Annotated in this window: 15 protein-coding genes; 5 read left to right on the top strand and 10 right to left on the bottom strand. The window is 64.3% G+C overall.

Annotated elements, in window-relative coordinates:
- Window position 1 precedes the first annotated feature (1 nt).
- The 5 genes from MRBLMC3_RS22600 (at window position 2) to MRBLMC3_RS22580 (ending at window position 3,713) form a co-directional block, all read left to right on the top strand.
- Window positions 2–673 (top strand): NAD(P)H-dependent oxidoreductase, encoded by a 672-nt coding sequence (locus MRBLMC3_RS22600; RefSeq protein ID WP_363832576.1) that lies wholly within the window; start codon window positions 2–4, stop codon window positions 671–673.
- Window positions 674–678: 5 nt separating this feature from the next.
- A complete protein-coding gene (locus tag MRBLMC3_RS22595; protein ID WP_363736758.1) occupies window positions 679–2,166 on the top strand; it encodes a thymidine phosphorylase family protein in 1,488 nt (495 codons plus the stop codon).
- On the top strand, window positions 2,163–3,047 hold the full coding sequence (locus MRBLMC3_RS22590; RefSeq protein WP_363832573.1) for a ribose-phosphate diphosphokinase: 885 nt from the start codon (window positions 2,163–2,165) through the stop codon (window positions 3,045–3,047). The genes MRBLMC3_RS22595 and MRBLMC3_RS22590 overlap by 4 nt, the downstream gene beginning before the upstream one ends.
- A 167-nt stretch (window positions 3,048–3,214) precedes the next feature.
- Window positions 3,215–3,571: a hypothetical protein gene (locus MRBLMC3_RS22585; RefSeq protein ID WP_363832571.1), complete on the top strand. Its 357-nt coding sequence runs from the start codon at window positions 3,215–3,217 to the stop codon at window positions 3,569–3,571.
- 13 nt (window positions 3,572–3,584) lie between these two features.
- A complete protein-coding gene (locus tag MRBLMC3_RS22580; protein ID WP_363736761.1) occupies window positions 3,585–3,713 on the top strand; it encodes a hypothetical protein in 129 nt (42 codons plus the stop codon).
- A gap of 15 nt (window positions 3,714–3,728) precedes the next feature.
- Here the strand turns inward: MRBLMC3_RS22580 and MRBLMC3_RS22575 are convergent, their stop codons facing one another.
- The 10 genes from MRBLMC3_RS22575 to MRBLMC3_RS22530 all read right to left on the bottom strand — a co-directional run bounded on the left by MRBLMC3_RS22575 (window position 3,729) and on the right by MRBLMC3_RS22530 (window position 12,470).
- Window positions 3,729–4,397 carry a phosphoribosyltransferase gene (locus MRBLMC3_RS22575; protein WP_363736762.1) on the bottom strand — a complete coding sequence of 223 codons (669 nt, stop codon included), beginning with the start codon at window positions 4,395–4,397 and terminating at the stop codon, window positions 3,729–3,731.
- On the bottom strand, window positions 4,394–5,050 hold the full coding sequence (locus MRBLMC3_RS22570; protein WP_363832568.1) for a dienelactone hydrolase family protein: 657 nt from the start codon (window positions 5,048–5,050) through the stop codon (window positions 4,394–4,396). The genes MRBLMC3_RS22575 and MRBLMC3_RS22570 overlap by 4 nt, the downstream gene beginning before the upstream one ends.
- A gap of 2 nt (window positions 5,051–5,052) precedes the next feature.
- Window positions 5,053–6,399 carry an erythromycin esterase family protein gene (locus tag MRBLMC3_RS22565; RefSeq protein ID WP_363832567.1) on the bottom strand — a complete coding sequence of 449 codons (1,347 nt, stop codon included), beginning with the start codon at window positions 6,397–6,399 and terminating at the stop codon, window positions 5,053–5,055.
- A gap of 154 nt (window positions 6,400–6,553) precedes the next feature.
- The gene (locus tag MRBLMC3_RS22560; protein WP_363736767.1) at window positions 6,554–6,823 is read right to left on the bottom strand and encodes a response regulator transcription factor; all 270 of its coding nucleotides are present in this window, start codon (window positions 6,821–6,823) and stop codon (window positions 6,554–6,556) included.
- Between the two features lie 11 nt (window positions 6,824–6,834).
- The gene (locus tag MRBLMC3_RS22555; RefSeq protein ID WP_414714681.1) at window positions 6,835–7,188 is read right to left on the bottom strand and encodes a response regulator transcription factor; all 354 of its coding nucleotides are present in this window, start codon (window positions 7,186–7,188) and stop codon (window positions 6,835–6,837) included.
- Window positions 7,189–7,289: 101 nt separating this feature from the next.
- Window positions 7,290–7,928 (bottom strand): response regulator transcription factor, encoded by a 639-nt coding sequence (locus MRBLMC3_RS22550; protein ID WP_363832562.1) that lies wholly within the window; start codon window positions 7,926–7,928, stop codon window positions 7,290–7,292.
- Complete coding sequence (locus MRBLMC3_RS22545; RefSeq protein ID WP_363736773.1) at window positions 7,894–9,792, bottom strand: PAS domain S-box protein; 1,899 nt, start codon at window positions 9,790–9,792, stop codon at window positions 7,894–7,896. The genes MRBLMC3_RS22550 and MRBLMC3_RS22545 overlap by 35 nt, the downstream gene beginning before the upstream one ends.
- A gap of 259 nt (window positions 9,793–10,051) precedes the next feature.
- Window positions 10,052–10,852 (bottom strand): universal stress protein, encoded by an 801-nt coding sequence (locus MRBLMC3_RS22540; protein ID WP_363832560.1) that lies wholly within the window; start codon window positions 10,850–10,852, stop codon window positions 10,052–10,054.
- Between the two features lie 237 nt (window positions 10,853–11,089).
- The gene (locus MRBLMC3_RS22535; protein WP_363736775.1) at window positions 11,090–11,746 is read right to left on the bottom strand and encodes a BON domain-containing protein; all 657 of its coding nucleotides are present in this window, start codon (window positions 11,744–11,746) and stop codon (window positions 11,090–11,092) included.
- Complete coding sequence (locus MRBLMC3_RS22530; RefSeq protein WP_363832557.1) at window positions 11,718–12,470, bottom strand: HAMP domain-containing sensor histidine kinase; 753 nt, start codon at window positions 12,468–12,470, stop codon at window positions 11,718–11,720. The genes MRBLMC3_RS22535 and MRBLMC3_RS22530 overlap by 29 nt, the downstream gene beginning before the upstream one ends.
- Between the last annotated feature and the right edge of the window lie 96 nt (window positions 12,471–12,566).

The following is a 12,566-nucleotide window of genomic DNA, read 5'->3' as shown; positions in this document are numbered from 1 at the left end:
CATGCCCAGCGCGTCCCCATCTCCCATCCGCCACGCGGTGGTGCTCGCCCACCCCGATCCCCGCAGCTTCAACGCCGGCATCGCGCAAACCTATTGCGAGGCGGTGGAGGCGGCGGGTCAGCAGGCGATCCTGCGCGACCTCTACGCCATGAACTTCGATCCGGTGCTGAAGGCACATGAACGCCCGGGCCGCAGCGACTTCCGCCTCTCCCCGGACGTGCAGGCCGAACTCGCCCTGCTATGCGGCGCCAATGTCATCACCTTCATCTTTCCCGTCTGGTTCGGCATGCCGCCTGCCATCCTCGTCGGCTATATCGACCGGGTGCTGGGTGCGGGAACAACCATAGGCCAGGTCCAGCATGGCGCGGGCGCGGGCCTGCTCGGCAACGGCCATCTGTGCGCCATCACCACCTCCGGCGCGCCGGAGGACTGGCTGCAATCGCAAGGCCAGGCCCAAGCGCTCCGCAATCTCGCCGGCACCTATCTGTTCCGCGCCTTCGCCATGCAATCGAGCGAGGCGCTGTATATCGGCAATGTCGTGGACAGCGCACCCGCCGACTTCTTCAAGGACAATCTTGCCCGCGTGCGCCAGCGGGCGGCCAGTATCTGCGCCCGTGTCGCGCAGGAACTGCATGGCACACCCGTCCCGCCGCAACTTGGCGACGGCAGCTGATCCTCATGCTGACGATCAAGCGCCTCGCCATCGACACCTACCCTGAAAACACCGCCTTTCTGTTGCGTGAAAGCAATGGCTATTCCGCCGAGCAATTCCAGGCGCTGCGCAAGATCCGCATCAGTGACGGAAGCGCCGAAATCCTCGCCACCCTCGCGCTGGTCGATGAACCCGCGATGCTGAAGCCGGGCGAAATCGGCCTTGGCGAGCAGGCATTCCGGCGCCTCGCCCTGCCCGAAGGCGCGGCCGTTGCAATCGAACAGGCGATGCCGCCCCGCAGCCTGGAATTTGTCGGGCGCAAGATCGACGGCGATACGCTTCAGGATGACGAGATATCCGCGATCATCCGCGACATCGCCGCCCACCGCTATTCACCGATGGAAATCGGCGCATTCCTGGTCGCCTGCGCCGGGTTCATGAGCACGCAGGAAACCCTTGCCGTCACCCGCGCCATGGCCGATGTCGGCAACCGCTTCGACTGGAAGGCCCCGCTGGTCGTCGACAAACATTGCATCGGCGGCATCCCCGGCAACCGCACGTCGATGATCGTAGTGCCGATCGTGGCGGCGCACGGCCTCATCATGCCCAAGACATCGTCGCGCGCGATCACCTCCCCGTCCGGCACCGCCGACACGATGGAAGTGCTGGCGAGCGTCGACCTCAGCGAAGACGCGATGCGCGCCATCGTCGCCAGGGAAAAGGCCGTGCTCGCCTGGGGCGGCAAGGTGAACCTGTCGCCCGCCGACGATGTGCTGATCTCCGTCGAACGCCCGCTGCGCATCGACACGTTCGAGCAGATGGTGGCTTCCATCCTGTCGAAAAAGCTCGCCGCCGGGTCCACCCATCTGGTGCTCGACATACCGTTCGGACCCACCGCAAAGGTCCGCACGCAGGATGACGCCGTTCGCCTGCGCAAGCTGTTCGAACATATCGCAGACGAGATCGGCCTCGTCATCGACATCGTGATCACGGACGGTTCGCAGCCCGTTGGCCGGGGCGTCGGCCCGGTGCTGGAGGCGCGCGATGTCATGGCGGTGCTGCGCAACGATGCCGACGCGCCGCAGGACTTGCGCGAGCATGCACTGTTCCTCGCGGGCCGCGTCCTCGACTTCGATCCCGCCCTGCGCGGCGGCCGGGGCTATGCGCGGGCGATGGACCTGCTCGCCTCTGGCAAGGCGCTCGCCGCCATGGAAAGGCTGATCGACGCGCAGGGACGGCAGCCGGTGAAGTTCGCCCTCGGCGACCATGTCCATGAAGTGGTCGCGCCGCATGAAGGGCGGGTGAGCGCGATTGATTGCCATCGCATCGCGCGCATCGCCCGCCTCGCCGGTGCGCCGATGGACAAGGGCGCGGGCATCGACTTACTGCACAAGGTCGGCGCGCAGGTGCGAAAGGGGCAGGCGCTCTATCGCATCCACGCCCAGTCGCCCACTGGCCTTGGCTTCGCGCGCGACCTCGCGGCGGAAGATTCGGGCTATATGGTGGCACGGTGAGCGCGGTGATCCTCGCCTTCGCGGACAGCATGGCGGCGGCGGATAGGCTGGGCGCATCGCTCGACCTGCCGGTTCGTGACGTCGCCGTCCACCGCTTCCCTGACAAGGAAGCGCTCGTCCGCATTCCCGCATCAGCGCAGAGCGTCATCCTGTATCGTTCGCTCGACGATCCCGACCGCAAGCTCATCGAACTCCTGCTCGCCGCCTCCGCCGCGCGGGACAGCGGGGCGGAGCGCGTCATCCTCGTCGCGCCCTATCTTGCCTATATGCGGCAGGACAAAGCCTTTCACCCCGGCGAAGCGGTCAGCCAGAAGGTCATTGGCGGCCTGCTCGCCAGCCATTTCGATGCGCTCCTGACGGTCGATCCCCACCTCCACCGCGTCGCCACGCTATCCGAAGCCATCCCCGGCATCTCCGCCATCAGCCTGTCCGCAGCCCCCCTGCTCACGGCGCTGATCGACGCCGGGGATAATCCGATCATCATCGGCCCGGACAGTGAATCCCGCCAATGGACCGAAGCGATCGCCAGACCACTCGGCCTCGAAACCCTGGTCGCAACCAAACAGCGCCTCAGCGACCGTCAGGTGAGCCTGACCATCCCGGACGTGGAGCACGCAAGGGGCCGCCGCGCCATCATCGTGGACGACATGATCTCCAGCGGCCGCACGCTGGTGGAAGCGGCGAAATTGCTGCGTCAGGCAGGCGCAACCTCCATCGAAGCCATCGCCACTCACTGCCTCGCTCACCCTGACGACCTCGCCTTCATGGCTGCCCACGGGATCGCGCGCATCGCCAGCAGCGACAGCATCGACGGACCAACAAGCAAGGCCGCGCTCGCCCCCCTCATCGCCCACGCGATGAGGGACAACGGGCTGGCTTAGATCATAGAAGCACCAATCCCGCTCGGGCGGTGCTTGCCGAAGCCCTCCACTCCGTCATGATCTCGGCCACGCGCCGCCGGCCAGCTCGCGCGCCGCGCTGCCCACGCCAGCATAAGTATATGTCCCCATTGGTCCCGCGTGGCGGGCGTGGGAAAAGGGGGATGCTGATGACCAGTAAAGGACAAGGTGCGATGCGGACGATGGCCGTACTGGCGACGGCTCTGCTGGCGGTCGCATGCAAGCCCGCCCAGAAGGCAGAGGCTCCCGCCCCCGACCCCAATGCGTCGGCGACGAACTACGCTACGGAGGTCGCCGTGCTGCCCAAGCAGGCCCGCGACGCCGTCTTCTTCCGCGCCATCCGCGATGCGGGCCTGCCGTGCCAAACTATCGTGAGCAGCAACCCCATGCCGGGCGCGCCCTCGCCCGCCGTCGTCTGGCGCGCCCAGTGCGAGGACAAGGCCTATCACCTGATCCAGATCCAGCCCAACGGATCGGCGGTCGTCACCAGCCGCACCACGCCCTGACGGGTTGCGTACCATGCGCTACCGGCTCATCCTCGCCACCCTTGCCGTAGCGCTGATCCTTGCCGTCCTCGTCCTCCAACTGATCGGCATGGAGTGGCTCTGGGTCATCCTGAACGGCATCATGCAGCACGAACTGCGCTGACAGCCCTCAGGCCGACTACCCGCTCCGCAAAGCCCGCGCCTCGCTGAGCAGGCTCACCACTTCCTCGTCAGTCGTCTGATCAAAGACGACGTAATGCGCTCCCACCGCATAAAAGGGATAGGGTTCATAGAGGCATATCACATCGTCGCACTCCTCCCGCAGCCCCGCGACAACATGGGCGGGCGCAACCGGCACCGCCAATATCAGCCGCGCGGGATGCGCCTTGCTCAGTCCCTTGAGCGCCGCCTTCACCGTGCCGCCGGTGGCGATCCCGTCATCGACGATGATCACCGTGCGGCCGGCCACCGCAATCGGCTCCCGGTCGCCCAGATAGGCCCGCCGCCGCCGGTCGATCTCGGCCAGTTGCTTGCGCATTTCGGCCCGGACATATTCGGGCGTCGGCCCCAATTGCCGCACCACATCCTCGTTAAGCACAAGCTGCGGGTTCGCGCCGTCGACCACCGCGCCGATGCCCAGTTCTTCATATCCCTGCGCGCCCAGCTTGCGCACGAACAGCAGGTCAAGGTCCGCCCTCAGCGCCTTCGCCACCTCGAAAGCGACCGGCACGCCGCCGCGCGGCAACGCCAGCACCAGGGGATTGTCCTCGGCCAGATGGGACAGCACCTTTGCCAGACGTACACCCGCATCGCGGCGATCGTGGAACAGCATCGATGGCAGCTTCATCGCGCCGCTCCTTTCAGGTGAGAGGTGAACCAGCGCGCCGCAAGCTTGATCACCTGGTCGAGCGTCCCCGGCTCGTCGAACAAGTGGCTGGCACCCGGAACCACCACCAGTTCCGCGGGCGCCTTCATCAACGTCTTGGCATCATGGTTGAGCGCCAGCACATCCTGGTCCAGGCTACCGACGATCAGCAGCGTGGGCGCCTTCACGCCCCCCAATGCAGCCGCGCCCGCCAGGTCCGGCCGCCCGCCGCGCGACACGATGGCCGCGGCCCGATCCCCCGGCATGGACGCCGCGATGATCGCCGCCGCCGCGCCCGTGCTCGCGCCGAAATAGCCGAGCGGCAACGGCCCAAGCTGCGGCACCTTCTCCGCCCATTCCGCCGCCTCGCGCAGTCGCCGTGCGAGCAACCCCACGTCGAACACATTGCGTCGGTCCCGTTCCTCCTCCGGCGTCAGCAGGTCGACCAGCAACGTCGCCATGCCCACACGGTTCAGGCCCGCCGCCACATGCTGGTTGCGTGGCGAGTGCCGCCCGCTGCCGCTGCCATGGGCAAATATCACCAGCCCGGTTGCGTTTTCCGGAACGTCCAGGAAGCCCGACAGGCGATGCGCGCCAATGACCACATCATGTCTGTTCGCGATAAGCTCTGTCATGATCATAATCCAAAAGGCCAGGTTTCTGGCGCGCCATGCGGCCGTTCGGCGCCCAGCGGCACCACCGCTGTCGTCTGAGCGAACCACACCCACGCGTCGAACTGCTCCGCCATCACGGCCTCGAAATAATGGCTGAGCCGCTCGGTCTCGGGCCGGTAAACGACACCTATGGCGCGCTCCAGCAGCGGCTGGCTCAGCGCATCGCGCAATGCCGCCTTGTCCCGCCCGCGCCAGTCGGTCAGGCAGCGCGCCACGCCCGTTCGACGAAAGGCATGCTCATAGCTGTCGGGCCGCGCCGGCCGCACCGTCTTGATTTCCATCGCGCTGCCCCAATCGCTCGCCGCCGCGACCAGGCCCGTATCGGTGCCGAACCCGATCGACACCGCATCGTCGCCATAAGCAAGGCGGCAAAGCTGGCCGATGTTGAATTCCCCCTGCCATCCCATGGCCGTGGCGGCGGCGTTGCCGATATGGCTGTTATGCGCCCAGATGACCGCCTTCGTGCCACTGCCGCGATGCGCGATCAGGTTTTGCAGCGTTTCGAACATATGCCGGTCGCGCAGATTCCAGCTCTCGGTAGAGCTGCGATACATGGCCCGGTAATAGCGTTCGGCCGCCCGCACGATGCGCGCATTCTGATAGGCGTCGAACCACGCATCGCCATCGTGTTTCAACAGGTCCAGCCGCTGGTCGAGCAACTCGCGAAGCTGCGCCACGACGCCGTCCTCGCACCCATTGCCGCCCGACATCATGACGGTGCGGCCATATTGGGCCGGTTCGTCCTGCCATGGCGTCAGACATCCATATCGGCGGCGAGCCTGCTCCGCTTCCCGCGGATCGACCTTGTCCAGATAGGCCAGCACGGCATGGATGGATTCGCTGAGGGAATAGACGTCCAGCCCGTGAAAGGACGCCTGCCGCTGTGCCTCCAGTCCCTGATTATGGCCACGCAGCCAGTCGGCAAAGGCCAGCACTTCCTGGTTGCGCCACATCCATGTCGGAAAGCGGACGAACACATCGCCTTTTCTGGGGCGCGGTGCCTGATGCCGGACATAATCGTCGATGCGCGCCGCGTCGGGCCAATCCGCCTCCACCGCCACCAGCGTAAAGCCATGCCGCTCGATCAGCCGCCGCGTGATCGCCGCCCGCGCGCGGTAGAATTCCGACGTGCCATGGCTCGCCTCGCCCAGCAGGACGACGCGCGCATCCCCGAAACGGTCGAAGAAACTTCCGAACGCCTCCACCTCGTCGGGCGAAGGCAGCAGCTCGGCATGGCGGCGCAGCATCTGCACCAGCTCGTCGGACGCTTCCATGGTCGAATGGCGGGCGGTTCTTGCCTCGGTCATCATCTTCCTCGCATGCAATCGCTGAAGATAGAGGGGCCACTATTCCGGGGTCCCACCGCCATGATCCCACAATCCATGCCCGGCGACATTGGGGATTATACGAGGTGCTCCAGCGCCGGGACCGGTTGCGCCCGGCGAGACGGGCAGGCGATCGGCCTCAATGCGACGGCCTGCCTTGGCCGGCGTGCGACTGGCCGTGAAGCACATACAGGGCAACGAGCTGGGCCACCGACTGCACGCCCAGCTTTCGCATCAACCGGGCGCGATGGACCTCGACCGTCCTGTGGCTGATGCCCAACAGCTTGCCGGTCTCCCGGTTGGTATGGCCGCTTGCCACCGCGGCCAGCACTTCGCGTTCGCGGGGCGACAGCAGGTCCATGACGGCGAAAGGCCGCGCGGCTGCCTGCTTTTTCCCAGCGTTCGTCATGACGGCACCTGTCAATTCCCTACTTGACCCATCGTCGCGTCCCTGATGGCGTTTATCAGCGCCGAATCCTTGCACGGCTTGTCGATCACGGCGCCAAAGCCATGCGCCATCGCCTTTTGCAGCAATTCGGCCGAACCATAGGCTGTGACCAGTATCGCGGGCCCGCTCCATCCCGCCGCGCGCAACCTGTCCAGCACCTCCAGGCCATTGCATCCCGCCATCCGGTAATCCGTCACCAGACAGGCCGGGTTGTTCGCCTTCACATCGGCGACCAGCGCCTCGGGGTCGGCAAAGGAACGCACCTGAAAACCCCGCCCCTGCAACAGCAGCTGCATCGAACGCCTCGCTCCGGCATCGTCATCCAACAGGGCGACGAAAATCGGGGGGCTGGATAATTTCGGCGCGCCTTGCGCCGCTGGTGTGAGCAACATGAGAAAATGGTGCCATGGCGCGCGCGCCCAAGTCTTTACGTATTGATCGCAGTCAGGTCCTTGCGGCCCATGCCTGCGGCAAAGGCGATGCGCAGGGCGTCCGACAGGCTATGGACATGCAGCTTCGCCATCAGATTGGCGCGATGCACCTCGACCGTCCGGGATGAAATGCCAAGGTCATAGGCGATAGTCTTGTTGGGAAGCCCTTGCGCCAGCCCCTCCAGCACCTCCCGCTCCCGCACCGTCAACGCCCCGATGATCAGCTCCGCGCGCGCAGCATCGGCCGTCGCCCCCTTGGCAGAGCGCACCCGGTCCAACGCGCGCTCGATCGCATCGATCAGGACCACTTTTTCAAACGGCTTCTCCAGAAAGTCGATTGCGCCTGCCTTCATCGCCTGCACCGCTATCGATATGTCGCCATGTCCGGTCATGATGATGACCGGCATCGCGATCCCCCGCTCCACCAGGACGCGTTGCACCTCCAACCCATCCATGTCGGGCATGCGAACGTCGAGCAGGATGCAGCCTTCCTCGGCCGATCTGGCTTCCTTCAGGAAGGAGACCCCCGACACCCATGTCTCCACGCTATAGCCCGACGTCTTGAGCATATAGCCCGCCGACCGCCGGACGGCATCCTCGTCATCGATGATGTGAACGAACTTCTTCACGGTCATATGCCTCCTCGGCTTGCGCTCGAATGAGAGTGAAGTGGAAATCAGTGCCTTTTCCCTTGCGGCTTTCCATCCAGATCTTGCCGCCATTCACCTCGACGATGGTGCGGCATATGGAAAGGCCAAGGCCCATACCGTTGGGCTTGGTGCTGACGAATGCGGTGAAAAGCTGTCGCGCCACCCCCGGTGCAATGCCGCAGCCAGTGTCCGACACGATGACTTCGACCAGATCGTCCTTGGCCGCGCGCGTGGCGATGGTCAGCTGCTTGACCGCGCTGTCCGCCATCGCCTCGCACGCATTGCGAACGAGGTTGATCAGCACTTGCTGGATCTGGACCCTGTCGACCAGCACGGGCGACGCCAGCGGATCGATGTCGAACTGTACGTCGATCCCCATTTCGCGCGCGCCGGCGAGGCCCAGTGCAGATGCTTCCTGCACCAGTTCGGGCAGGCTTTCGATCGTCTTTTCCACCTCGCCGCGCGACACGAACTCCCGCAGTCTGCGAACGATCTGGCCTGCCCGCAGCGCCTCGCTCGCCGCCTCTTGCAATGCCTCTCGCATCATCGGCCACTCGCTTTGCTGTGGCTGCGCCATCTGGTCGCGCACGGCCTCGACATAATTGGCGACGGCGGCGATCGGCTGGTTGAGTTCATGGGCCAGCGTCGACGCCATCGTTCCCATCGCGCTCACCCGCGTCACATGGATCAATTCGGCCTGCAATGTCGCCATATGATCTTCGACCGCCCGCCTTTCGGTAAGGTCGCGGATGAAGCCGGTGAAGATGCGCTCATTCCCGCGCACCGCCTCGCCGATATATAGTTCCATGGGGAATATGGACCCGTCGGCCCGCCGGCCCGAAACGACCCGGCCCTTGCCGATGATGCGCTTTTCACCGGTTTCCAGATAGCGCTGGATATAACTGTCATGCCGTTCACGATCAGGGGACGGCATCAACATGCGCACATTCTTGCCCAGCACCTCTAGCTCGGCATAGCCGAACAGCGCCTCTGCCGCCGCGCTGAACGACAGCATCGTGCCAGCCTCGTCGATCACCACCATTGCGTCCGGCACGGTGGACAGGATCGCGCGCAGCTGGCTTTCATGGGCGCGCAGCTGGCCTTCGGCCGACCGTTTTTCGGTGATGTCGGACACGATCTTCGCAAAGCCGCGCAGCGCGCCATCTTTGTCATGAAGCGCGGTCCAGCTAACCGCCGCCAGGAATTCCGACCCGTCCTTGCGGACGCGCCAATCCTCTTCTTCGAATCGCCCTTCTGCGCAGGCACGCTCGATATCGGCCTCGGGCTTGCCCGCCGCAACGGCTTCGCGGGGATAGAATAGGGAAGATGGCTTGCCCAGCACCTCCTGCTCGGTCCAGCCCTTCAACCGCTCGGCGCCCCGGTTCCAGATCATCACCCGGCCAGCCGGATCCAACATGTAGATCGCCAACCCGTGCGCGCCATCGATCAACAGGTTGAGCTCGACCGCCAGCTGCTCGTTCGCCGCGCCGCCATGTTCGACGGCGACTTCAGCCACCTCCAGCCGCTGGTTCGACTGGCGGACAAGGCGGCTCATCAGGATGATGCCGGCAGCGGTCACGACGAACAGCGCGATCTCGATCAGGTCGCGGTTCTGTAGCGTCGACCGATAGGTAATCGCCACCCCTGCCGCAACGCTCAGCAGGGTAGCGAGGATCGCCGGTCCCTTGCCCAGCCAGAGCGCGATGCCCAGGATTGCGATGACATAGGGCAGATAGGCCGACCGGTCGCTCAGCCATGGATCAAGAAGCAGCCGGACCGCCGCTACTAAAGCAACCCCTAGAATGGCGAGGGCGTAATATTGCGGACGCGCTGTTTTCCATGACGGCATGGCCTCACCCTATGCGGGATTTTGACGTCAGCCTGGCAAGGCCCTGCGCACCCTAACATCATTGGCCGTATTCCAACACACGACTTATCCATTCCCTCGTAAGTCTTTGATATGGCACAGATGATATTTCGGCCATGTCCGTGTAATCCCGGATGGTCATTACACTACCTAAACGACTCCATGATCTACGCCTTTAGGTTGGACAGCCTCCCCGCCTTCCACCCAAAGCCATTTCAATTGATGCTTTCATTATGGGATTTCAGTGAGCCAGGAATAACGGAACATTCGCTTCCCCCAGCATTGTCCGGGTGATTCCGCCGAACAGACTCTCGCGCAACCGCGAATGTCCATATGCTCCCATGATGCAGAAAGCCGGCCGCCGCCTGTTCATCTCGGCCAGCAGTCCCGCCGCGACGCCGCCTTCCGGCTCGTCCACGTGCTCAACCCGCGGCCTGACGCCATGTCGGGAAAGATAGGCCGCCGCATCTTCCGCAAGCTCGCCACTGACTTCGCCCATCTCGATGATCGTCACGCCCTCGGCGCTCGCCAGCAGTGGCACCGCCGCCCGCAACGCTTCGGCAGCCGGGCACGATCCATCCCACGCGGCCAGCACATGGCCGCCAAAGTCGATGCCCCGGCTATCGTCAGGAACCGCCAATACGGGCTTTCCTGATTTCAGCACCGCATCTGACACGATTGGGATCATGTCGGGCATCATGCGATCCGCGAGCGACGTATTGAGGACGATGATGTCCGCCAGCATCGCGCTGTCCTGTATCGGCGGCGTGATGAAGCCCGTTTGATCAACCCAGTTCCAGGCCACGTCTTCCGCCTGTAGCCGCGCCCGGATACGTCCGGCATTGACCTCTTCCCGTTGTCGCGCATCCTGAAGCAGCATCAGTTCGGCGTCCGGATAATATTCGCTGCCCGCCAGCACCGGGACCTGCACGACGTCGAGGCAGGTCAGATGGCCGGAAAGGCATCTGGTCAGGTCCAGCGCCGCCTGAAGGCGCGCCTCCTGACCGGCATCATCATGGACGAGCAAGAGCACGTTCTTCATGTCGATTTCCTCATGATAAGATGTTCGCTATCCAACGGATGTCATCCCGGCATTCGGGCCAGGATCATCGCCGCGATGGCGATCATCAGTCCGATGGTCATGGCTGCCTGAAACATGGCGTCTGCGGATTGGCGCACGCGATCTATGACGGACATATGCTCCTCCAATGAAATAGCGTCAGGGACCGACCCGCAATGGAGCACCCCGGCAGGCAATGGCGCCCGCCGGGGGACCGGGTCAGAATGTTGATACGACGATATTGTCCTCGACCTTGGTCACGCCGGGCGCTGCCCAGGCCGCCCGCTCCGCGACGCCGCGTTCGTGCCAGGCCTTCACCCGTCCGCCGAGGCGTACCGTGTTCCCAACCGTCGCGATCGTAACGCCGGCAGCGTCGAGATCCGCCTGACGCTTGAAGGCGGCGGCGATCCGTTCCCGAATGTCAGCGCTGACGGGCAGCTTCTTCACCTCGACAAGGTTGCTGACGCCGGTCACGCCGGAAACCCCGGCGGCTGCCCGTCTCGCCTCATCGCTCTGATAATAGGCATCGACAACGCCCGACAGCGTGACCCAGCCCTTCTCCACCTTCACATTGATCTTCTCGTGCGGGATGGAGACGTTCCACGAAAACATGTCGAGGATGCGCTTGGCAATTTCATGGTCCGCCGTCTTGGGTTCGGACTTGAAGCGCACCTGGATCTCCTCGGCGATCGCCTTGACCCCGCTGACACGTCGAGTCGCCTTTTCCGCTGCCATCTTCTCCAGATAGTTGGAAACATAGCCGGACAGGGTCACCACCCCGTCATTCACCGCCACGCCGATATCCGCATGATCGACGCTGGGATCCCACTCAAGTTCGTCCATCACGTCATGCTGCAACTGTCCATCGGTCTTCATCGCAACTCTCCTTGTTGATGGGTGCGCTCCAATGCCGGGCGCGTGATTTGCTGGCGACGGAAGGCGCCACCGGCAAAAGCATGACGACCACTGTGCCCGAGCCTGCTCGGGCACCGCCGCGAATGAATAATTTGCCTCTCATGTCCCGGATTGCTCTACGGACCCGCTGCAAGCCGTTCCCACGGCATCCGTCCACTGTGGTTAGTCGCGGTCGCGCAGCGCCGTTCGCCTGCAAGCCCGGACCATCGTCCGCAATCACCAGCCAGATCCAGTCGTTGATCCTGCGGCAACGGAGCCAGATATGCCGCGCACCCGCCCTGACCGCATTGGCGACCAGTTCCAGCATCACCGCTTCCAGTTCGGCCGGGTCGGCGCTTACCCGAGCATCGGGCAAGGCCATCTGCGTGTCGATCTCCAATGACGCCGGGTGGTTCACCATGGCGTGGAGCAAGGGCGCGGCGTGTGCGACCTGCGCGCCCACATCCACCGGGCAGCACTGTCCCGCCTTCTGCCTGGCAAGCAGCCGGGACGTGAGCTCGTTGCCCCGCACAGCCGCCTCCTCCAGCCCGCGCAGCATGGTTTGCCGCTCGGGGCCGTCTTGATGCTTGTCCAGCAGATGCCTGATTGAAGCAATGACAGCGAACAGGTTGCGCAGATCGTGAACCGTTTCCCGGACAGGATCGTGCCGTGGAGCACCGCCTTCCATGTCGCCTGAACGCTGCATGTTCGCCTCCTCGCTGATGAGGCCATTTTACGAACTGCGCATCGCCGCCCTATTCGCAACTTCCCGTAAGTAGCTTTTCATTAACCGTGCCGGACG

The organism is Sphingobium sp. LMC3-1-1.1 (assembly GCF_040676285.1).
Classification (GTDB): Bacteria; Pseudomonadota; Alphaproteobacteria; order Sphingomonadales; family Sphingomonadaceae; genus Sphingobium.
The sequence above is the reverse complement of the archived record's forward strand: the minus strand, read 5'-3'. Positions and strand labels throughout refer to the sequence as shown.

Coding starts and splice junctions, on each gene's coding strand:
- MRBLMC3_RS22600 (WP_363832576.1), top strand. CDS start 2: ATGCCCAGCGCGTCCCCATCTCCCATCCGCCACGCGGTGGTGCTCGCC.
- MRBLMC3_RS22595 (WP_363736758.1), top strand. CDS start 679: ATGCTGACGATCAAGCGCCTCGCCATCGACACCTACCCTGAAAACACC.
- MRBLMC3_RS22585 (WP_363832571.1), top strand. CDS start 3,215: ATGACCAGTAAAGGACAAGGTGCGATGCGGACGATGGCCGTACTGGCG.
- MRBLMC3_RS22580 (WP_363736761.1), top strand. CDS start 3,585: ATGCGCTACCGGCTCATCCTCGCCACCCTTGCCGTAGCGCTGATCCTT.
- MRBLMC3_RS22575 (WP_363736762.1), bottom strand. CDS start 4,397: ATGAAGCTGCCATCGATGCTGTTCCACGATCGCCGCGATGCGGGTGTA.
- MRBLMC3_RS22570 (WP_363832568.1), bottom strand. CDS start 5,050: ATGACAGAGCTTATCGCGAACAGACATGATGTGGTCATTGGCGCGCAT.
- MRBLMC3_RS22565 (WP_363832567.1), bottom strand. CDS start 6,399: ATGATGACCGAGGCAAGAACCGCCCGCCATTCGACCATGGAAGCGTCC.
- MRBLMC3_RS22560 (WP_363736767.1), bottom strand. CDS start 6,823: ATGACGAACGCTGGGAAAAAGCAGGCAGCCGCGCGGCCTTTCGCCGTC.
- MRBLMC3_RS22550 (WP_363832562.1), bottom strand. CDS start 7,928: ATGACCGTGAAGAAGTTCGTTCACATCATCGATGACGAGGATGCCGTC.
- MRBLMC3_RS22545 (WP_363736773.1), bottom strand. CDS start 9,792: ATGCCGTCATGGAAAACAGCGCGTCCGCAATATTACGCCCTCGCCATT.
- MRBLMC3_RS22540 (WP_363832560.1), bottom strand. CDS start 10,852: ATGAAGAACGTGCTCTTGCTCGTCCATGATGATGCCGGTCAGGAGGCG.
- MRBLMC3_RS22535 (WP_363736775.1), bottom strand. CDS start 11,746: ATGAAGACCGATGGACAGTTGCAGCATGACGTGATGGACGAACTTGAG.
- MRBLMC3_RS22530 (WP_363832557.1), bottom strand. CDS start 12,470: ATGCAGCGTTCAGGCGACATGGAAGGCGGTGCTCCACGGCACGATCCT.